This is a genomic window from Metabacillus sp. KUDC1714 (genome assembly GCF_014217835.1).
Taxonomy (GTDB): Bacteria; Bacillota; Bacilli; order Bacillales; family Bacillaceae; genus Metabacillus; species Metabacillus rhizosphaerae.
The window spans coordinates 5,586,350-5,605,945 of the sequence record NZ_CP055263.1; the positions used below are offsets into that span (position 1 = coordinate 5,586,350).

At 32.1% G+C, this 19,596-nt stretch carries 27 protein-coding genes and 2 pseudogenes; 10 read left to right on the forward strand and 19 right to left on the reverse strand.

Annotation, left to right across the window (positions count from 1 at the left end; genetic code table 11):
• The first annotated feature begins 277 nt into the window (after positions 1 to 277).
• From HUW50_RS25825 to HUW50_RS25835, 3 genes are all read left to right on the forward strand, one after another.
• The gene (locus tag HUW50_RS25825) at positions 278 to 1,435 is read left to right on the forward strand and encodes a diglucosyl diacylglycerol synthase (RefSeq protein WP_066332580.1); all 1,158 of its coding nucleotides are present in this window, start codon (positions 278 to 280) and stop codon (positions 1,433 to 1,435) included.
• Positions 1,436 to 1,485: 50 nt separating this feature from the next.
• A complete protein-coding gene (locus HUW50_RS25830) occupies positions 1,486 to 2,481 on the forward strand; it encodes a metal-dependent hydrolase (RefSeq protein ID WP_066332578.1) in 996 nt (331 codons plus the stop codon).
• 452 nt (positions 2,482 to 2,933) lie between these two features.
• Complete coding sequence (locus HUW50_RS25835) at positions 2,934 to 3,086, forward strand: hypothetical protein (RefSeq protein WP_185653511.1); 153 nt, start codon at positions 2,934 to 2,936, stop codon at positions 3,084 to 3,086.
• Positions 3,087 to 3,137: 51 nt separating this feature from the next.
• Here the strand turns inward: HUW50_RS25835 and HUW50_RS25840 are convergent, their stop codons facing one another.
• Complete coding sequence (locus HUW50_RS25840; protein ID WP_066332577.1) at positions 3,138 to 3,404, reverse strand: phosphocarrier protein HPr; 267 nt, start codon at positions 3,402 to 3,404, stop codon at positions 3,138 to 3,140.
• Positions 3,405 to 3,558: 154 nt separating this feature from the next.
• Positions 3,559 to 3,813: a hypothetical protein gene (locus tag HUW50_RS25845; RefSeq protein ID WP_066332565.1), complete on the reverse strand. Its 255-nt coding sequence runs from the start codon at positions 3,811 to 3,813 to the stop codon at positions 3,559 to 3,561.
• Positions 3,814 to 4,084: 271 nt separating this feature from the next.
• On the opposite strand from HUW50_RS25845, the gene cspD reads away from it, so the two are divergent.
• Complete coding sequence (gene cspD, locus HUW50_RS25850; protein WP_046590248.1) at positions 4,085 to 4,285, forward strand: cold-shock protein CspD; 201 nt, start codon at positions 4,085 to 4,087, stop codon at positions 4,283 to 4,285.
• A gap of 139 nt (positions 4,286 to 4,424) precedes the next feature.
• Here cspD and HUW50_RS25855 read toward each other — a convergent pair whose 3' ends face one another.
• Positions 4,425 to 4,613, reverse strand: a complete 189-nt coding sequence (locus HUW50_RS25855; RefSeq protein WP_066332557.1) for a hypothetical protein — start codon at positions 4,611 to 4,613, stop codon at positions 4,425 to 4,427.
• A gap of 234 nt (positions 4,614 to 4,847) precedes the next feature.
• Here HUW50_RS25855 and HUW50_RS25860 point away from each other — a divergent pair, with 234 nt between their 5' ends.
• A complete protein-coding gene (locus HUW50_RS25860; RefSeq protein WP_066332803.1) occupies positions 4,848 to 5,078 on the forward strand; it encodes a DUF2564 family protein in 231 nt (76 codons plus the stop codon).
• A 66-nt stretch (positions 5,079 to 5,144) separates the two neighbouring features.
• On the opposite strand, the gene HUW50_RS25865 is transcribed toward HUW50_RS25860, so the two are convergent.
• Both HUW50_RS25865 and HUW50_RS25870 read right to left on the reverse strand, forming a co-directional pair.
• Positions 5,145 to 5,321, reverse strand: coding sequence for a zinc-finger domain-containing protein (locus HUW50_RS25865; protein ID WP_066332555.1), 177 nt, complete (start codon positions 5,319 to 5,321; stop codon positions 5,145 to 5,147).
• A complete protein-coding gene (locus tag HUW50_RS25870) occupies positions 5,314 to 6,000 on the reverse strand; it encodes a reverse transcriptase-like protein (protein WP_311774020.1) in 687 nt (228 codons plus the stop codon). Before HUW50_RS25870 ends, HUW50_RS25865 begins: the two co-directional genes overlap by 8 nt.
• A gap of 315 nt (positions 6,001 to 6,315) precedes the next feature.
• On the opposite strand from HUW50_RS25870, the gene HUW50_RS25875 reads away from it, so the two are divergent.
• Together HUW50_RS25875 and HUW50_RS25880 are read left to right on the forward strand one after the other, a co-directional pair.
• Entirely contained in the window at positions 6,316 to 6,705 is a 390-nt protein-coding gene (locus HUW50_RS25875) for a reverse transcriptase-like protein (RefSeq protein ID WP_066332549.1), read from the forward strand.
• Between the two features lie 28 nt (positions 6,706 to 6,733).
• The gene (locus HUW50_RS25880) at positions 6,734 to 7,630 is read left to right on the forward strand and encodes a DMT family transporter (protein WP_066332547.1); all 897 of its coding nucleotides are present in this window, start codon (positions 6,734 to 6,736) and stop codon (positions 7,628 to 7,630) included.
• A 20-nt stretch (positions 7,631 to 7,650) separates the two neighbouring features.
• Here HUW50_RS25880 and HUW50_RS25885 read toward each other — a convergent pair whose 3' ends face one another.
• Positions 7,651 to 7,926: a DUF6123 family protein gene (locus tag HUW50_RS25885; protein ID WP_083964614.1), complete on the reverse strand. Its 276-nt coding sequence runs from the start codon at positions 7,924 to 7,926 to the stop codon at positions 7,651 to 7,653.
• A gap of 209 nt (positions 7,927 to 8,135) precedes the next feature.
• Here HUW50_RS25885 and sspL point away from each other — a divergent pair, with 209 nt between their 5' ends.
• The gene (gene sspL, locus HUW50_RS25890) at positions 8,136 to 8,276 is read left to right on the forward strand and encodes a small, acid-soluble spore protein L (RefSeq protein ID WP_066332541.1); all 141 of its coding nucleotides are present in this window, start codon (positions 8,136 to 8,138) and stop codon (positions 8,274 to 8,276) included.
• Positions 8,277 to 8,449: 173 nt separating this feature from the next.
• On the opposite strand, the gene HUW50_RS25895 is transcribed toward sspL, so the two are convergent.
• The 13 genes and pseudogenes from HUW50_RS25895 to HUW50_RS25945 all read right to left on the reverse strand — a co-directional run bounded on the left by HUW50_RS25895 (position 8,450) and on the right by HUW50_RS25945 (position 18,420).
• A complete protein-coding gene (locus HUW50_RS25895) occupies positions 8,450 to 9,346 on the reverse strand; it encodes a 5'-3' exonuclease (protein WP_066332540.1) in 897 nt (298 codons plus the stop codon).
• A 132-nt stretch (positions 9,347 to 9,478) separates the two neighbouring features.
• Positions 9,479 to 9,613 (reverse strand): hypothetical protein, encoded by a 135-nt coding sequence (locus tag HUW50_RS27350; RefSeq protein WP_260445621.1) that lies wholly within the window; start codon positions 9,611 to 9,613, stop codon positions 9,479 to 9,481.
• Positions 9,614 to 9,712: 99 nt separating this feature from the next.
• Entirely contained in the window at positions 9,713 to 9,979 is a 267-nt protein-coding gene (locus HUW50_RS25900) for a DUF2533 family protein (RefSeq protein ID WP_066332537.1), read from the reverse strand.
• Positions 9,972 to 10,160, reverse strand: coding sequence for a hypothetical protein (locus HUW50_RS25905; protein WP_066332534.1), 189 nt, complete (start codon positions 10,158 to 10,160; stop codon positions 9,972 to 9,974). Before HUW50_RS25905 ends, HUW50_RS25900 begins: the two co-directional genes overlap by 8 nt.
• A 1,122-nt stretch (positions 10,161 to 11,282) precedes the next feature.
• Positions 11,283 to 11,966 (reverse strand): annotated as a pseudogene (locus tag HUW50_RS27700) (dynamin family protein); the annotation flags it as partial.
• 1,266 nt (positions 11,967 to 13,232) lie between these two features.
• A pseudogene (locus HUW50_RS27705) lies at positions 13,233 to 13,853 on the reverse strand (dynamin family protein); the annotation flags it as partial.
• Between the two features lie 370 nt (positions 13,854 to 14,223).
• Positions 14,224 to 14,772, reverse strand: coding sequence for an isoprenylcysteine carboxyl methyltransferase family protein (locus HUW50_RS25915; protein ID WP_066332528.1), 549 nt, complete (start codon positions 14,770 to 14,772; stop codon positions 14,224 to 14,226).
• Positions 14,773 to 14,776: 4 nt separating this feature from the next.
• Positions 14,777 to 15,874, reverse strand: coding sequence for a type III polyketide synthase (locus tag HUW50_RS25920; RefSeq protein WP_066332525.1), 1,098 nt, complete (start codon positions 15,872 to 15,874; stop codon positions 14,777 to 14,779).
• A gap of 343 nt (positions 15,875 to 16,217) precedes the next feature.
• Positions 16,218 to 16,760, reverse strand: coding sequence for a GNAT family N-acetyltransferase (locus HUW50_RS25925; protein WP_066332523.1), 543 nt, complete (start codon positions 16,758 to 16,760; stop codon positions 16,218 to 16,220).
• Between the two features lie 258 nt (positions 16,761 to 17,018).
• Entirely contained in the window at positions 17,019 to 17,426 is a 408-nt protein-coding gene (locus HUW50_RS25930) for a VWA-like domain-containing protein (RefSeq protein WP_066332514.1), read from the reverse strand.
• Positions 17,427 to 17,503: 77 nt separating this feature from the next.
• Entirely contained in the window at positions 17,504 to 17,728 is a 225-nt protein-coding gene (locus HUW50_RS25935) for a hypothetical protein (protein WP_066332510.1), read from the reverse strand.
• Positions 17,729 to 17,909: 181 nt separating this feature from the next.
• Positions 17,910 to 18,152 (reverse strand): hypothetical protein, encoded by a 243-nt coding sequence (locus HUW50_RS25940; protein WP_066332502.1) that lies wholly within the window; start codon positions 18,150 to 18,152, stop codon positions 17,910 to 17,912.
• A 13-nt stretch (positions 18,153 to 18,165) separates the two neighbouring features.
• A complete protein-coding gene (locus HUW50_RS25945; protein WP_066332501.1) occupies positions 18,166 to 18,420 on the reverse strand; it encodes a hypothetical protein in 255 nt (84 codons plus the stop codon).
• Between the two features lie 163 nt (positions 18,421 to 18,583).
• On the opposite strand from HUW50_RS25945, the gene HUW50_RS25950 reads away from it, so the two are divergent.
• Positions 18,584 to 18,802, forward strand: coding sequence for a helix-turn-helix domain-containing protein (locus HUW50_RS25950; protein WP_066332500.1), 219 nt, complete (start codon positions 18,584 to 18,586; stop codon positions 18,800 to 18,802).
• 258 nt (positions 18,803 to 19,060) lie between these two features.
• Positions 19,061 to 19,507, forward strand: coding sequence for a hypothetical protein (locus HUW50_RS25955; protein WP_185653513.1), 447 nt, complete (start codon positions 19,061 to 19,063; stop codon positions 19,505 to 19,507).
• Positions 19,508 to 19,596 lie beyond the last annotated feature (89 nt).

A 19,596-nucleotide genomic window follows, 5' to 3' on the forward strand; every position in this document is an offset into this window, starting at 1 on the left:
ATGAATGTAGAAAGGAAAGAGAATATGTTCCTCTACCTTATTTGATCATGTAATTAAATGTAAAGTTGAGAACAATTAAGAAGTTAATTTTTTTTGATTCAATATTTTTACAACGATTTTACATCTTAAGAAATACTTAATAATTGCTTTATAAAAAAGTAACATTTATATGGTAATCTTTAAGACAAATTCAGTTCGATTTCTTCATATAATTTTTATTAATGGAGAACTGAATTTGTTGTTTCGATTCGTTTCTGATTAGATTGAGGTGAAAATATTGAAAAGTAATTCAAAAGTGTTAATTTTGACCGCGAAATATGGTAATGGACATGTTCAAGTTGCAAAAACATTAGAAAATAAATGTAAAGAGCTTGGTTTCGAAAAAGTTGTAGTATGTAATCTATATTCAGAATCATTTCCTGTTTTTTCAGAGATTACTCAATATTTGTATTTAAAAAGCTTTTCAATTGGAAAACAGTTTTATCGCATATTTTATTACGGTGTAGATAAAATTTATAACAAAAGAATGATGAATCTTTATTTTAAAATGGGGCATAAACGTTTACATCAAATCGTTACTAGTGAACAGCCTGATATGATTATTAATACGTTCCCAATGATTGTTGTTCCTGAATATCGCAGGAAAACTGGAACTGTTATTCCAACCTTTAATGTCTTAACTGATTTTTGTTTACACAGAATATGGGTTCACGAAAATATCGATAAGTATTATGTCGCATCAAACCATGTTAAAGAAAAGCTAATACAGGTGGGAATTCATCCTGGCACTGTGAATGTGACCGGAATTCCGATAAGATCTCAATTTGAGGATGAAGTATGCAAAAAAGAAATATATGCAAAGTACAATTTGGATTCTAGTAAGAAAACCCTTTTAATAATGGCAGGTGCACATGGTGTTTTAAAAAACGTAAAAGAATTATGCCAATCTTTTATTTCTAAAAGTGACAACATCCAGACTGTCGTGGTTTGTGGAAATAATGCACTTTTAAAAGAAAGTCTTGACCCCCTAACACATAGCAATCCCGAACAAATAAAGGTGCTAAGTTATGTTGAGAGAGTTGATGAGCTTTATAGAATCGCATCATGCATGATTACTAAACCTGGTGGAATCACACTAACAGAAGCTACTGCACTAGGCGTTCCTGTTATTCTATTCAAGCCAGTTCCAGGTCAAGAAAAAGAAAACGCACATTTTTTTGAGGATAATAACGCCGCAATCATTGTCAATCAAATAGAGGATATTTCTGAAGAGGTATATAAATTACTTGAAGATGAACATAGATTAGAGCAAATGAAAATGAACATCAAAAAGCTGCATGTTCCAGGATCAGCAGACTTAATTGTAGAAGATATAATTAAGGAAGCTGCTTATATTAAAGATAAACATATGATGGCTGGCTCCGTAAACTACTAAAACATCTTTCAGGGATGAAAAGGGTAAATTCACATTACCTGGAGGTCCTAATGGATACAAGTACTCATATCACAATTGGAATTGGTTTAGCAGGCCTTGCACATATAGATCCTGTTATATCTTCTAATCCAGAACTTGCTCAAGCTGTTTTGTTAGGCACTATTATAGGTTCTAATGCTCCTGATTTTGATTATGTTATAAAACTTCTTAAAGGAACTGGCATGTATACTGAACACCATCGAGGTGCATCTCATTCAATCCCTGCATTGTTTATATGGACTTTCTTTGTTTCAGGAGTAATATTCTTGTTTGGTTGGAATGTATCATTAATGCACCTTCTTCTTTGGACGTTTATAGCTGTTGTTCTGCATGTTGGCTTCGACATTATGAACGCTTACGGAACGCAGGCTGGAAGGCCTATAACTAAAAAATGGCTATCATTAAATTTTATTCCGTTATTTGATCCGATTATTATTATTGTTCACTTGATTGGATTTACCTTGTGGTTAACAGGGTTGCCACCCGGTATTGTCTTTTTCTTTGGATACATCTTTCTAGCAATCTATCTCATAAATAGGTATTTTTTATCGATTCAAAATAGGAAATTCTTTTTGAACAAAACAAAAAAGTCCGGGATTTTCACCATAATTCCTACAATATGGTTGAAAAAGTGGCATTTTGTGTTTGAAACTGAGTCTTCTTACCAGGTCGGTTCAATAATTGGTAAGAATATTAACTGGATTCATCATTTTGAAAAACATAATCCTAATTGTGAAATAATAAAAGCATCTTTAACTGATAAAAATGTACAACATTTTTTAGCTAACTCAAAACATGTTCACGCTCTCTATTTTCCAACATCATCAGGTTCTGAGGTCCGATGGATTGATTTACGGTTCCGTCATAAGGATCATTATCCGTATATGGCTGTCGTCAAACTTGATCAAGCTAAAAGTATTTTAGCTTCCTATACTGGCTGGGTACACCATTCAAGAAAGCTAAATGAAAAGCTCCTCCCATCGGAAAAGCGAGCTATGCAATTATAATAAAAAAAGACTTTTTTCAAAAAGATTGTTGCTTATAAAACGAAAACTGTTGAGGTTGATTGGAGCGGATTGCGATACTCCAGCGGGACAGGTGCGAGCCCGCTCACGTTTACGTCGAAAAGGCTCAAAGACCGCCCACGGAAAGCGAGCAACTGGAGTGGAAATCAACCACACCGCACTTCTTGGAAATAGCAACAAAGTTTGAGAAAACAACCTAAAAAAATGTCTGATACTACTTTAACGTGGTGATCAGACATTTTTTTCGTTTATGAAATTATATAATTCTTTTACTGTGGTTAAATAATTTTTATGTAATTATACAAATAAGAGTTGATTTTAATGGTCATATTAATGGAGTAAATACCTTAAAAGTAAGATGTTCATTATCCATTCGGAGTAGCTTTTAATCTCGAGTGACAACCTTACTTATTACCAACACTCAGGAGGACTTTATGACGAAAAAAAATAACAAAGGTAGTAAAAATCAAAACTCCCCTCAAAATGGTCAATATCAAATGGAATTGGCACAAGATCACATTCCAGGTGATAATAGTAAAGGGAACAAACGTAATAAAGATCAAAAGGATAAATCAAGGATCGAATAAAACACAAACAGCCACTGAATGTACCAGTGGCTGTTTGTGTTTTGCGCTAGATTATTCTCCTAGACCTTCAGTTGTAATAGCACGTTCAACCGCTTCAAGTGCAGCTGCTTCATCACTACCATTTGCAGTTATTTTAATTACTGCTCCCTTTGAGATACCCAAAGACATTACACCCATAATTGATTTTAGATTCACAGTTCTACCATTCGCTTCAAGATTTACTTCAGAAGTAAAAGAATTAACAGCATTTACTAATGCAGTTGCTGGTCTAGCATGTAACCCTGCTTCACTTGTAATTGTAAAAGTTTTTTCTACCATTTGTACATTCTCCTTCCATTTTTGCCAATGTAGCTTTTCTACTCTATTTAGATTGATGAATTTGTATGTAATTCTTCATCTCATGCAGCTGTAAAAAGCTACTTTAGTTATTAACATTATTATAAACTTTTTTTAAAAAAAGGGAACTAGTTTATTAATTAATTTGATAGACATTCTTACTATTTATTTCATATTGAACATGTAGAGTAAAAGTATCTGTATTCATACGCTCAATAACGATCGAATTTAGCTCATGATCCTGAAGAATAATGATAGAAGATTTCCTCATCTCTAGGATCGCTTTATCACACTTAGCAACAAATTCACATGCTCTAGCAAAACCAGCTTCGTCAATCCTACGGCTACTTGTTATTAAAATATCTTCCCCATTAATGTGAACTTTAAGCATTAAGATCCTCTCCAAGCTTTTTAACTATTATATGCTTGTACTTTGTGTGTATTTATAATATTTTTTCTCCACGGGAAGATTCTGAAAGTTTTGTAAAATTATCCTTGTTAAGCTTGACGGTTTTTATAAAATTAGTGTATAGTTAAAACATCATTAAGTTGAGTATTTATGATAACGTTTTTATAACGATTAATTATACATATAATATTCTGTTAATGATAAAATTTTTTTTAGCACCACCTGTGCTACAGTATTAGGAGGATTAAGTACTATGCAAAACGGTAAAGTAAAATGGTTTAACAATGAAAAAGGTTTTGGGTTTATCGAAGTTGAAGGCGGAGATGATGTATTCGTACACTTCACTGCTATCCAAGGTGACGGATACAAATCATTAGAAGAAGGTCAAGAAGTTTCTTTCGAAATCGTTGAAGGTAACCGCGGACCACAAGCTGCTAACGTAACAAAGTTATAATCACAAGCACTTCAAATAACTTGTGATTCAACCATAGACAACTTGAATTAACAGAGGCTGAGTTTTCTCCGCCTCTTTTTTATTTGTTCAAAACGCTTAGAATTGTTTATTCGATAAATGAGCCTATATTACCAATTTGCTAACGTTTTTGACTTACTAGTAGATATTCCACCGCTTTTACATTTTGCTTAATACTTTTCTCAATTCTACTTACTTCATGTTGATTAAAAATATTTGCGTTGTTCGCTATAAAGACTAATTTATCAAGATCTCGGTAAATTTCTGAGAATGCTTCTTTAATTGATGTATCTAATGGTTCATTCCCCATGTCATTTCCACTCCTTTCAATCAGAAAATTGACGAATAACTAGTCTAAATGTTTCATAAATGTGTTATATTTTTACATAGTATACTCCTTTCTTCATTTTAACACGACATTACTGATTTCGATATATGTATACAATTGTTTTTTTTAACGAATATTTTCTTCTAATAATTCAAATCCTATAAACTGGAGGTGTTATCATTGGATCAAATTAAACATAGTGGATTAATTAGTGGAATGAATGAATTAAGTCAAATTGAGATGTCAGTAAAGGCTGCGCAAAAAATGGTCGGTTCAGCAACAATGCAGTTAGATCCTGAAGCAATCCATCATGCAGAAAATGCGATAAGTGATGCAAAGGATCTAATGAATCGATCACCTAAAACAGGTGTTGATCAAGAGTTTTTAACAAAGCAGCAACAATTATTAGATCAATGTGAGCATCAATTATCTGAGGCAAAGCAATAAAAAAAATCCGCGATATGCGGATTTTTTTATTGCTAGAACATTCAAGATCTATTTAGGATTTAGCATTTATAATAACTTTTCTCCAACTTCTTTTATCTTTTGACCTACAGTACATTGATTAATACAAAAAGAGTGAGCATGACGCTTACCAAATTCTTCACGGAAATGCTTCTTTAGTAGACAATTAACACAATAAGTATCTAATATTTCACTAAGTTCCTGCAATGTTTGTTTTTTACTCATTTTCGTCAACTTCCTCGTCCAATATCAATTTACTTCTAATTTCAATTCCACTCATCGCTTGTGTTGCTAGTTTATCTGCTTCATTATTCTCTTTCCTAGATATAGCCTCATACTCAGGTATGATATGAAGACTTTTTATTTTATTCTCTATACGATCTAACCAAATTGTAAATTCTTCCTCATAGCATGGCCATTCACCAGATAGCTGGTTTAGTACTACTTGGGAATCACCTTTAAATACTATCTTTTGTTTTGTTATTCCATACTCCTCTAGTATATTTACCAAATAATAAAAAGCTGCATATTCTGCTTCATTATTTGATGTTAACTCCATAACCTTCTCATTCATTCTGATCCGATAACGATTACCACTCTGTGTGTAGTAGACTACAGCCCCAAAGCCTGCTAATTTAGTGTTTTTCTGATATCCACCATCAAAATATGCAATAACATCATGTGGTTCATCCTTAACAATATCTTTAAGACGTTTTAATTCCTTTAGCGTCCAGGTTTGCCCGTCTTCAGATGAAAAATAAAGTTGTTTTACTCTTCCAGTTTGCATAAAATCTTCAGCTAAAAGTATCGTCTCATTTAATGATAAATATTCTGTCGAAATAAGTGCTTGAAACTTTTTTTTCGTTTGATATGTCCATTCGATTCTATACTTCAAAGGGTTCACTCCTGATTAAGTTCTATGGATTTCACACTCGAGTTAGTATATATAGATGTAAAAAAAAAAATGTTAATGCATTGAGATTAATTCATAAGGGTATAACCCTCCTGAATAAAATCACTTTATATTTACTAATGTTATCAATGTGCTATAATTTATTCGATTTACCTTTATTTTGATTCCATTAACCATAAGTTAATCATTTTTGTTTATTTCTAACTAACTATTTTCTATGAGTTTAAAAAAGTGCCAATGAAACCTATTTTATCACCGTTTTTGTTTTTGTTAAACAATTTAACATCGTTAGGAGGTTATGAGTTAATGATTGAGGTATATGTAGATGGTGCTAGTGCTGGCGATCCTGGATTGTCAGGTGCTGGAGTTTTTATTAAAGGGCATGGAAAAGCAGAACAGTACTCACTCCCTCTTGGGATAATGACAAATCATGAAGCAGAATACCATGCATTAATAAAAGGCTTGGAAATTTGTTTAGAAAATGGTTATCAAATTGTATCGTTTCGCACAGACTCACAGCTTGTCGAACGTGCCATCGAAAAACAATTTGTTAAAAACCCCTCGTATGCACCACTACTTGAACGTGTTTTAGAGTTATCAAAAGAATTTGATCTTTTCTTTATTAAGTGGATTCCTAGTAAAGAAAATAAAGTAGCTGATCAACTTGCGAGAAATGCTATTTTAAACAATAAGTAAAACGATAGAGAAGAAAGATGTGAAGAGTATGAAAAAAACAGCATTAGCTGATATAAGTTTATTATTTGTAGCATTTATATGGGGTTCAACATTTGTGATTGTTCAAAAGGCGATACAATTCCTACCCCCTCATTTTTTTAATGGTACGAGATTTTTATTAGCAGCTTTATTATTATTTATCTTTATGAAAAAAAAATCGAAGTTTTCAATCAACTTATTAGGAGCTGGTATGTTTTTAGGTGTGTTTTTATTTCTCGGCTACGCTTTTCAAACGATCGGTTTACTTTATACAACTTCTTCAAAAGCAGGCTTTATTACGGGGCTTAGCGTTATGATTGTACCACTTTTTGCAATATGGATATTAAAGGATAAACCTAGATCAATCGTTTTTCTTAGTGCTTTTATTGGAGCACTTGGACTCTACTTCCTTACTGTAGGAGATATGATGAGTATGAATATAGGTGATCTCCTTGTTTTCTTCTGTGCTATTGCATTTGCACTTCATATTATTTTTACTAGTAAATTTTCGAGCAAGCATGAGGCGATACCATTAACAATTGTTCAATTATCTACTGTGTCTCTACTAAGCTTTATTAGTTCGACTATGTTTGAAAAAACATCTTTTAGTTATGATGCCTTATTTAATCGAGATGTTATTATTGCATTAGTGATTACATCTATTTTTGCAACTGCGATTGCATTCCTTATCCAGACAAAATTTCAACAATTTACTACTGCAGCAAGAGTAGCACTTATTTTTGCAATGGAGCCCGTTTTTGCTGCACTTACTGCTTTTATTGTAATCAATGAACGTCTAAGTGGAAATGGATTAATTGGTTGTTTACTTATCTTTATTGCAATGATCGTGACCGAATTACCAGATATTAAAGAAATTAAAGGGATAAAACAAAAGCATGGTATGTAAGCTCGGTTATTCGGGCTTACTTACATTAAATTCAATGATTCAACATGTCTAATTGCCTGTTTCCTGTTTATAATTGCTTCTTTATCTAACATCTCTAACAAGGAAATGAAAAAAGCACCATCAAATTCCTTTTGGATTTTTAATGTAAGCTCAATTGCTATAATGACGATTTCATCCTGTGAATTTGTATAATGTTTGCCAAACTGAATAAAGCCGTATGCGTCCTCACCTAAAGTAAAGCCCTTTCCTGTTAAATATTCTACGTAATCTGTAACTGTTTGCACCGTTTTTGCCAATTTGAATTCCATCCTTACATAATCAGTATATAGACAATGATAGCGAATCCTGTCGATTAATTCTATTGTTTTTTAGTAGAAATATAAAAGTTTATTATGTAAAATTTATCTAATAATGAAGACTTTTGACTTAGGGATAACTTAACCAAAAGTTTTTTTAATTAATTTTATGAGAAAATGGTCATAATACATGTGGAGGTGACATGATAATGAGTAGTGAAAAAAGAGGTAATAATCGTGGTCAAAAAGCACCAAGTGTCAATCCACAAGGATATGGAGAAGATGTTGAGTTTTCAACAGAACCAAAGAGCAAGCTAGAAAATGCTGCTAAGAAGAAAAATACGAAGTAAGAAAAGCTCAGGGCGCCTTGATCAGACTAAGGCAGGCATAAGACGCAAAGGAATAGGAGAGTTCTTTGTCTTCAATTCCTTAGTGGCTGTAGACCTAAGATGGTCTAGGCGCTGGAGCTAGGTCCAAAATTAAGTTAGAAAAAATATAAATTTTGAAACTATAAGAGAGGCATTTATATAGCCTCTCCTACAACTGTAATATTTTTCAAAAGTGTGTGAACACCTCTTAATTCGAGATCTTTTATCATTGAAAACGCTCTGTCCTCATTAACCAGAAAAAGTGTATCATCAATTAAACATTGTAAAGGTGCTTGACAGTTAATTTCAGCAAGCTTTCTTGAGAGATGGAGCATTTCCAAGTCATTTTCAATTTTTGTTTTCTGCCCCTTTGTTAAATCTTTCAGACTTTCAAGAAGGACATCAATTGATTTGTATTGACTAATAAGTTTATAAGCGGTCTTTTCTCCGATTCCTTTAACTCCAGGATAATTATCACTTGAATCTCCCATTAATGCTTTTACATCAATTAGCATATATGGTTCAATTTCAAACTCATCCATAAATGTTTGTTTTGTATAATGTTTGTAGTTTCCAATTCCCTTTTGAAAAATTAGGACATCAACATTGTCATTTAGTAATTGCAAAATATCCTTATCACCAGTTAATATGGATATTTTCATTTCAGCCTCATACGTTTTAGCTAACGTTCCAATACAATCGTCTGCCTCAAACCCTTCAATACCTAAATTAGGAATATCTAAAGCTTCTACTACCTCTCTTGCTAGATCAAATTGCGGAACTAACTCGACTGGGGCCTCAGGTCTATTTGCTTTATAACCGTCAAAGAGTTCATTACGATATGTTTTGCTTCCCATATCCCAACAACAAACAACATGAGTAGGTTTCACATAATCAATTGCTGCTATAAGATGTTTTAAAAGACCTGTAACTGCATTTGTAGGAATTCCCTTACTATTTATCATAAACTGTCCATAAACAGATGTAGCATAAAATGAACGAAATAATAATGCCATACCGTCAACGATTAATAAATGATTTTCTTTCTTCATTTAATTCCCTCCTGCCTAAATACTACTAGTATCATAACATATAATGCCCATTAGTGGATTGGAACTTCAACCCAGGCATATGCTGTTTGAATAATAGTATTAACACATAACAAAAAAACTAAGCCAACTGGCTTAGTCTTTATTTTTACTACTCATTTTGTGAGCTTCATTTTGTGCATATGATGCAAATTCTGTGTTAAAATCATTCTTTTTCTTTTTATTATTGTTGCGTTGTGCATTTGCGTTTCCAAGTTTTGTACGACCCATAACATTCACCCTTTCAAGTTTAATCGAGATTAGCTTTCCACCTCAACCACAATTTAAATCTTTGAAAGGTAAAAATGAATGATGGAAATATTCGGTGTTTTATTTACCGTATTTTTTTCGGACAAATTCTTGAACCATTTCCTTCGTCACCGTTTTACGTGTTGGAACAATTCCTTCAGATGCTAGACGATTCATTTCTCCTGTAACTTGATTAATGTTATCAACCTCATACGGAAGGGAGCTAACACATAATTGGATGGCCTCTTCAATTAATGATTCACGTTTTGCCTCAAGCTTTAAAAATGATTGAATGTGATTATGCTGTTTTTTACTATGCTGTGATATTGCTTCATGAACATTACTCATTTATGCTTCCTCTTTTCTCCATTAGCCTTTTAACATGTTCTTTAGGTTCCCAGCACTGAAACGCATATGATGGCTTTGTTTCATATTTTAGACGGCTGCACAAATAAGTCATTTTTTTATCTATACGTACAGCTTGAAAATGAATACAGGTAGCACATACCTGATACGCTTTAGAATTCATGGTAATCCTCCCAAAGACACATGTTAATTCGTGTTTATATCCTATGATTTTATCACAAGTTAACGATAATGATCATCCATTAAGAAGATTTATTGTTGATTCTAAAGTAACTTGTAACTGTTTTAATTGTTCAGTATCTTCTGCCTGTATATCAAGTAAAGCATCAAAGCCTTCTTCAGTTTGTATTCGTGTCGCTTGAACAAGACTTGAATGAATATTCTTGATCACCTCTTTATAATAATTAGAAAATTCATTTAAGTAATGTTCTAATGTAACAGATACTGGAACATCTATACGTTTAAGTAAATCTTCACTCATAGTCTTTTTCTCATTCTTTTCAAAAAATGCCTTCGTATTTTTAAATAATTTCAATGAAAGGTTTAAATTAGTGACCATAGCTGAAGAAAATTCAACCGTAATGAGAGGTGTTTGAATATCTTTCATTTCAGGCATAGTCAAGGTTACTGATTGGGATTGTTTTTTGATCAGTTGTGTTATTCTTATGAATTCATCAGCTAACACCTTTTGAATGAAACGCTCCACTCTCAGAGTTGTTGCTTGTAGCTCTTGTACTAATTCAAATTCAATTGTTCTAATTAATTCCATTAAACAAGATTGAAGCGCTAGTTGAGTATTTTTATTTTGATTAAATACCCCTGGATGAAAGGATTCTTTGAAGAAATCATTGAAACGCAATAGCAATCTTTGTTTCACATAAAAGATAAGTTCCTCAATTTCCTGATTAACAGTATTCATAATATGCGTATTTGTCAACGCAGTTATTTCTTGCTCTACGTTCTTTTTTTCTTCAATCAGTTTTAACTTAATACTCTCTTTTTCCGCTTCATCTTTTTCAGCAGCCTGGATAAGCGACACTAATCTTTCATTTGTACGTTTCAAGCCTTCATTTATTGAAATAATTGTTGTATTAGTCAATTCTTGTTTAATAAAATACTCAAATTGTTCTTTAAACAGCATATAGTCTTTTTCTATATCCAACTTGTTAGAAATGATATTTAAGCTTGATACACCATAGAGTCGAATATTCCTGATTTCCTGCTGTAAGAGTTGATCGCGTATATAGTTTTTTACAAGTTCGACTTCCTGTTCATCCTTAGCTAAATCAATTGCATTGATTATAAAAAACATCTTATCTAACGTAAATGAGTCCTTTACACGTCCCAATTGACGAAGGAATTCTCTGTCTCCTTTGGAAAATGGATGGTTATAATACGTTACATAAAGAATAGCATCTGCCTTTTTAATATATTGAAAGGCGACATCAGTATGTCGTTTATGAAGGGAATCAGCTCCAGGTGTGTCGACTAATGTTATTCCAGCTTTTGTAATTGCACAATCATAATAAAGGATGACTTCTTCTACCAAACAAGCTTTTTCTTCTTTTGCTACAAAATCTTTAAACGTTTCTTTTGTTGATGTTATAAGCAAGCCGCTGCTTGTAAGTTTTTGATAGTCAATTAGTGCTATGGTGTACTTTTTTATACTGTCCTTTTCAGATTGATCTTTTCCTTCAACATTTTTGAGTTTTACAATCAATTCCTCTAAGGTCAATTGTTTGTTGGTTAATGATGGAATACTTTCTACAACTTCCTTTATTATTGCTTCTTCTGCTTTTAATTTCACTTCTACTAATCCATGTTTCTTTTCCTCTGTAGTAGGAGCAATTTTATTAATCGTTGCAGTTGTAGGCGTTGGAGAAGATGGTAATACTCGCTCACCAATTAATGCATTCGCAAATGATGATTTCCCAGCACTAAATGCCCCAAATAATGCAACAGTAAATGATCGATTATTGTAACTATTTACTTTACTCTCTAATGAATCAGTAAATTGTTTAAATCCACGGATACCTCTAAGTCGTTTAATCATTTCTTGTGTTTCGGTTATAAATTGGTCTTTGTTATCCAGTTGACTTGCAACATGCTTTTCCTCTGAACGTTTTTCCTCTGATTCAATTTTGACTACTTCTTTCAAATTTAATGAATCTTGCACGCGATGATGATAAACTTGGTTAATTAAGAGCCACTGTTTACTATCTTGGCTGTCAATAATTGGTCCATTAAATAGATTATTAATTGCTGCTTCATAGGTAAAATACTGCTCAAATTTCAACAATATTCCTTCATAATAACTAATCTCATTGTCATATTTCTTAAGATCATAATGTGCCCTGTCGATACCTTCCTGTTGTTCTAATCTAATTAGATTCATCATTTGATCAAAAATCTTCATAGCTATATTTTTACTTTGCTTCTTAATTAAATCACTGACATCTGAAGAATAGGTCAAAATATATTGGTTATTAAATGATGCTCCAGGTTTCAATGCATCCACAACAATTTGTTCTGATAGTGCAATTGAAAACGTCTGAACCTGTTGAAGAATTGTTACATCATGGATTTCATATTTCTGAATATATTCTTTAAATAATGGTGTAAAATGCCAAGTGATTTGTGTTTCGACGTTTTTCTTCAAATCTTCAAATAGTGCCTTTTTCCTTTGTTCACGTTCTTGCTCTGTTTTAGATTTTGAAAATAAAAAGCCTACTTTAAAGGCAGGATCTACCGCTTCGATGAATGATGCAGCTTTTTCCCTTGTTTCATACGGAATTATATTTGCACTTTTTAATAAAGAGGAAACTCTTTCATTTATTTCAGTGGATAAATCTTTTAATTTTCTTTCTTCCTCATCAATTAGGTCTAGTACCATATTCTTCTTATTCACAAAATCAGCTAATACAGTATTAATGTGTTCCTTATCAACATCTGTTAAATCTAATTGTTCTTTATATTTTTCCAAATGCTCTTTAGCTAACTGTGTAACTGATGCCAACACATTCTTTTCCATGTATTCATCTTTATTGTTAACAACCACACGAATAATATCTCTTATCTCATTTAATTGATTATACTCATGGTCATCATTCATTAATGTCGTGAAAAATACATCCTGATGATGAAGACCAATTTCTGAAAATGATGTTTCGATTTGATTTTTAAAATCGGTAAAAGGTACTTCACTTTCTTTATGCTTATCGATTTGATTTACGATGAGAAAAATAATTTTATCCTTATTTTTCATTTCTTTTACAAATGATAGATTTTCTTCAGATTGAACATGGTTATAATCTGTTACATAAAAAATAACATCTGCAATATGAAGCATTGATTCTGTTGATAGTTTATGTGCAGCATCTGTTGAATCAATTCCCGGTGTATCCATAATGACAACATTATTATCAAGATTTCGATAAGGTTTTTTAATATAGACCCTTTCAATCTCATCGCCTTGTTTACAATATTCCTTGATTTGCTCGATCGAATAGTTACCAGCAAGCTCAATACTTTCTTTCTCTTTTGAATATAAGGTTACCCGTTCTTGACCATTCTCCAATAAAACTAAGTTTGCACTTGTAGGTATTGGACTAGTCGGTAACACTTGTTCATTTAGAAGTTTATTAATCATAGATGATTTCCCTGCAGAAAAATGTCCAGCAAACGCGACATAAAGCTTATCATTATAAAGTTTATTAACTAATTCTACAAGCTTATCAGCATTTTCATTATCATCTGTCTTGACCATTTGATGGAGCTTTATTAACATTTGCATTAATTGATCTGTTTTTACAGCAGCTGTCATTGTAATCCCCTTTTTCTTCTGCTTAGTTTTCATTAAGTTTCATTTTACAGAATCTTTTTGATTTTTGCTATGCAAAAAAGAAGCTAATTTAATTGAGTTAGCTCCTTTTTTATTATATTTATGCTTGATTTTCTTTGTGTCGTTTATTTACTAAACATTTAACGCAAAATAAAAGCTCACCTGAGGTGAGCAGAAAAAGTTATGCCTTTCGTACATTTATATTCTTTAATATGTAGCCAATCAATACACTATATGCAACAACGGTACAACCTACAAATAACATCGTCATATTCGCAGTAGACCTCCAAGATTTAAAATGAGAATGATTTTCATTACAAAAATATTGTACCATTAATGATAATCATTTTCAATATTACTTTCTCATTTTTCTGAAAAAAGTTCATTATCTTTTCGGTACAAATCTTGATCTCAAGTTGAATACTTCTTGGTAATTAGTATGCAACTGAAGTGCCTTTTCCTCTGCTGGTATCCGGATTGTCATCATGACGATGTTCAATAATGAAAATAATACTGCGGTAAAGTACGCTTGATATAATAATGGAATGAATAAGAACTCCACTGCTACCACTACATAGTTAGGATGCCGCATATATTGATACGGTCCTTTCAAAACTACAAGATCATTTGGAACAATAATAATTTTCGTATTCCAATAACTACCCAACGACACCACAGCCCAATAGCGAATTAGTTGTGTAAAAGCCAGTATTGGAACGAGTATGTACCATAATACCGTTACTTCTTTGTGGAGGATATTAACCTCAAATAAGAGAGATAGTAAAAACATTACATGAAGTGCAACAATGTAAGGATAATGCTCACTTCCATGTTCAATTCCTCCCCTATTTAACAGCCATTTTTCATTTCGCTTAGCAATAAACATCTCGGTTACTCTTTGAACAATTAGAAGCAACAATAAGCCATAGAACATTTGTTTATACACTCTCCCAATGAACAAGTAGCATTTCTGAGCTAAACCCCGGCCCTAGTGCACCGATTAATCCATATTCATTCTCCTGACCAATTTCCCTCTCAAGATATTCTTGAAGTACATACATAACTGTTACAGATGACATGTTTCCATGATTAATTAGTACTTCTTTAGAAATATGTAAATGCTGTTCTTTAAAGCCCAATCCATCCATATAGGCATCAAGAACTTTTTTTCCCCCTGGATGTGCAATAAAATGAGCAATTTCTTCTATACTTAAACCTTTCTCTTGTAAAAAACCTTTTACTTGAGGGCGAAGCCATTGATTAATAATTGAAGGAATATCACGGGAGAACACGACATAAAATCCATTATTTTTAATCTCCCAACCCATAACATCCTCCGAATCTCTTAAGAACGTTGATCTAGTTCCTTTAATAAAGGGGAGAGCATTTAGTTTTGAATGTTTCAGCCTGTTAGAAGATTCACCAGCAAGACATGTACAAGCTACACCATCAGCAAACAGTGATGTACCGATTAAATTACTCTTTGTAAAATCATCGTGTTGAAAGGTTAAACTACATAGCTCTACTGAAATCACAAGAACGAGTGATTTCGGATATGCCTTGCAATATTCATATGCACGGGAAAGACCAGAAGCTCCGCCTGCACATCCTAATCCCCAAATCGGAATTCGTTTTATTGTTTCTTTAAAAGGCAATTGATTGATAATCTTTGCATCAATACTCGGTGTCGAAATCCCGGTACTACTAATAAAAAAAATCGCATCAATTTCTTTATAGTCGATTGATTGATCTAAAAGTTTAGAGTTGGTCAAACAGTTTTTAACCGCTTCACTACCTAATTTGACTGCCTTATCAACATACATTTGGTTTTTCTCTTCAAATGTATGCTGTTTTTTGTACCAATCTAGATTTTCAACAAAATCTCTTTTTTGAATCTCACCATTTTTAAAAACGGTTAGTAAACGTTCGATATCCTTAAAAGAATCTTGGAAAATTTCCTTAGCAAATTCAACTGTTGTATCCTGACTCATTTCGTTTTCTGGGATTGCCTTACCTACAGATAATATATAGGCCAATGGTAAATTCACCTCAATTTCATTAAGGATACTATTACCAAATAAATGTAAAATTATCCGTTTTTGAGGGTTTTAAATAAAATAAAACAGATATTGAAGGGATTGTGAAGTAAAGTTAGTTTAAAAGTTCTTTAGGGGCATTATCAGCTTATGGCAATAATCTTGGGCTAGAGATTAGGGATTGATGTAGTTCGGTGGTTCCACAGATCAACATTTTAATTCGCAAACGATAAAAAAAGCCTTTCCCATCTGGGGAAAAGCTAGACGTATTAAAGGAGTTGTTGTTGTGCACTATTATTATATCGCAATTTACACCCATTATCATTATTAAATTTTGGTAATCTTAAGATCTGAAAAAATATGCCATAAATATTTCATCATCGTAACGTCCATCTACTTTTACTTGCTCTTTCTGTGTACCTTCCTGGATGAAACCATATCTTTCATATAGTTTAACAGCTAAATCATTTGATGCGAATACTGTTAAACATAATTTATGTAACTCATGTGTTCTACACCAATAAAGTGTATAATCCATGATTTGACTCCCTATTCCATTTCCTTGTGCTGATTTTATAAGCCATGTTCTAAAAAGACCTGTGTGCCTTTTCATTTCAAGCTCCCCTCTGATTATCCTAGCTATTCCAACAATTTTATTTTCTATTTCTACTGTTACATACATATTATCAAGTTTCTTCATTTCATTTATAAATTCTTTTTCTTCATTTACCGTACGTGCACTTTCTTTTTGAATATAAGAACCAATTTTCAATATATTTTCTACTGCTTTAACGATTTGTGCTGCATCATCCGTTCTAGCAGGACGTAGCACAACTGCATCCCCATTTTTTGCGATAAATTCTTTTATCTGTTGATTTTCTGTCATGCTCATCAACCCCTTAATAGAAAACAAGCCAATAATTTAAAGGCTGACATTAGCTGTCAGCCTTTCCTTTCTAGGAAAAAGATAATTCGGACGGAAACTCGCAAATTTATGAGCAAATAACCTATTAGATTTGTTTGTTTTAATGAAAAATTAAAATGGCTAGTTTCTCTATCCCCCTGTCATATTTGAGTAATTCTAATGAGAATACTCAGTCTTTCCTTGATTTTATAATATCGTTTAACAACATATTAGATTTTGTTAAGCAACACGAATCGCTTTTCCAAAAGGTACTTTAGGGACAAACTCATCTGGAACTAACCAGAATACCTCTTTTTTAAATGTTAATTCTTCATAAAAATATCCTGTTACATCAGTAATATAAAAAAGTGTGTCTATTTCTTCTTTTTCTGTCCATTCTAACACTTCTGTATAAGACGATTTACCATGTGTATAATATTTTATTTGATCGTCTTTTATCGAAGTAATACTTCTTATTTTAAAGTCTGCTTGTACTAATAAGCTCTTTGGACACACTTCACCAAACAATTTAACAATATTTTGGATTAGTATTGTTTTTGTTTGATTTGTAGATGTGTCTATTGCGAGGGCAATTTTTTTACCTTCTCTTTCTTGTAACTTAGAAAGTAACAGTCTTTGCCATTTCATATTAATAACTCCCCCTCACAATTTTTTCTGAAGCATATCTATTTTGTGCAAACTTAAAATGATTTATAAGAAAAATCTTATGTTAAGTTATTATCAGACACGTTCCAATCAGAAAATTGGCCACTTCCATTACATCCAGGACAGTCAAAAATCGCATCAAACGTAGGTGTATAAACGCTCGTTAATGTTGATATAAAGCCTTTTCCTCTGCAATCCGGGCATCGTCCTAAAGATTCCATCTCTGAACGTACCTTTTCATTTCTTGCTTGCTTCCAATCAGAAAAAGTATTCAAGAAATTCATATCATCACCTCTTTTTCCTTAATATGTATCATGAGATGATATTTTAAACCTTACTTCAAATTGGAGAAGTTCAAAAAAAAAAGAACATAGATTATATTCTTTTAATAAATTTCATGAAATGAAAAATCATATCAACATCAGAAAGTCCAATTTTTATGAATATTATTTTATTTATCCCTACCTACAACTGCGAAGAATTTGATGGACTCGCACCTTCATTTTGATCAACAAGATCTGGATCTATATACGTGTTGTAATGCATTGAATTTGTTATTGATCCATCACCAATTCCAAAACTTAATCCTACAATTTTACCTGTGATACCATTACCAGATATATTTGATGAACCCGGATTTATCGATGCATTCCCAGAAATATTTACAATTTTAATACCCTGGAGGTTAAAAAAATTGGAAGAGGACAAATTAATTCTCCTTTCATATTGGGTTAAAGGTTTCCGATTCTGAAGGATCCTTTGCTTTAGGTTGTTCATTATCTTCCTCATCAAAGTCGGATATTTTCATAATTGATTGAGATTCAGAGTGATCACCTATAGAGGAGTTTAATCCCTTAATATTATTTGTAGAAGAAAACTCTTTGTTACTTATTTCACCAATGTTAAATGATGAGTTTCCTGACATATTCAATATCTTTATGTTATTAAAATTAAATACGCTTTGAACAGGCTTCAATTGTAACCACCCTCTTCAAACACTTATATTACTATATGTTATAAAACATAAGATGCTAATGATTATATAAATTATTATGATCTAAATACGACAATGATAAATGATCTACTTTCTTTTAATCAGTCACTATGGTATCCTTACAATAGAAGAGAGGTGTAAAATATTGGCTACATACAAAGCTAAAAAAAGTAATTTCAAGCAACTTTTATTAAAAAACAACACCGATCTTGACACCCTTGCTCTTAATACTAATATTCCAAAGGACCAACTTACTAATTATTTAGATACTAAGGTCATGAATTTAAATAATGCCATGACAATTTCAAAAGAACTAAATTGTTCAATTGAAGAGTTGTATTCCTGGAAAGTTTCAGATAAGTGATTAGATCTCTATAAAATTAATTTATTCTGATCGAAAAAATAAAAATGCCTTCTTTCACTCAATTTTGAGTAAGAGAAGGCATTTTTTACCTGCTTTAGTCCGTATTCAAAATAAAAGCAGGAACTGCGAAAAATATTACAAATATTAAATTTACCATAATACTCTACCAAATTAGCTTTTTTTAATCAATGAACCTTAACTTTTGAGTGAATTTTATGTAAAATATAATTAACTTGTTTATTAGAAAAGGAGCTTACGATGGCTGAGTTAGCATTTAAAGAATATATCTTCAAAAAAGGAAGTAAAACAACAATATACATGTATCAGAGTAGTATTGAAATTATTCATCACGGATTTTTAGGTAAATTTAACAGAGTCAAACTTATTCAATTCAAAAATATTACTAATGTTACACTTAAGAATCCTAGTTTAGCGTCTAATGGTAATATTGTATTAGATTGTGGAGAAAATAAAAATAAAAATGAAAAGCATGAAAATACGATTGAATTTTCCAAAAACGAAAAGGAACTTGCATTAGATTTGAAGGAAACGATCGATAATAAAATAGAAGAAATAAAAGGACAACGTGCAGATTCCGCAATTGATAACTTTGAAAAGCTTAAAAAGTTAAAAGAATTAGCAGACTTGGAGATTTTATCAGAAGACGAGTATGAAGAACAAAAGGAAAGAATCTTAGAGAGTTAAATCATGTATGAACGAGTTAGATTAGGGGCTGACATAAGTCAGCCTTTTCATTGTATAAAGATCTATTCCTTCTTTGAAAAGCTAAAGAA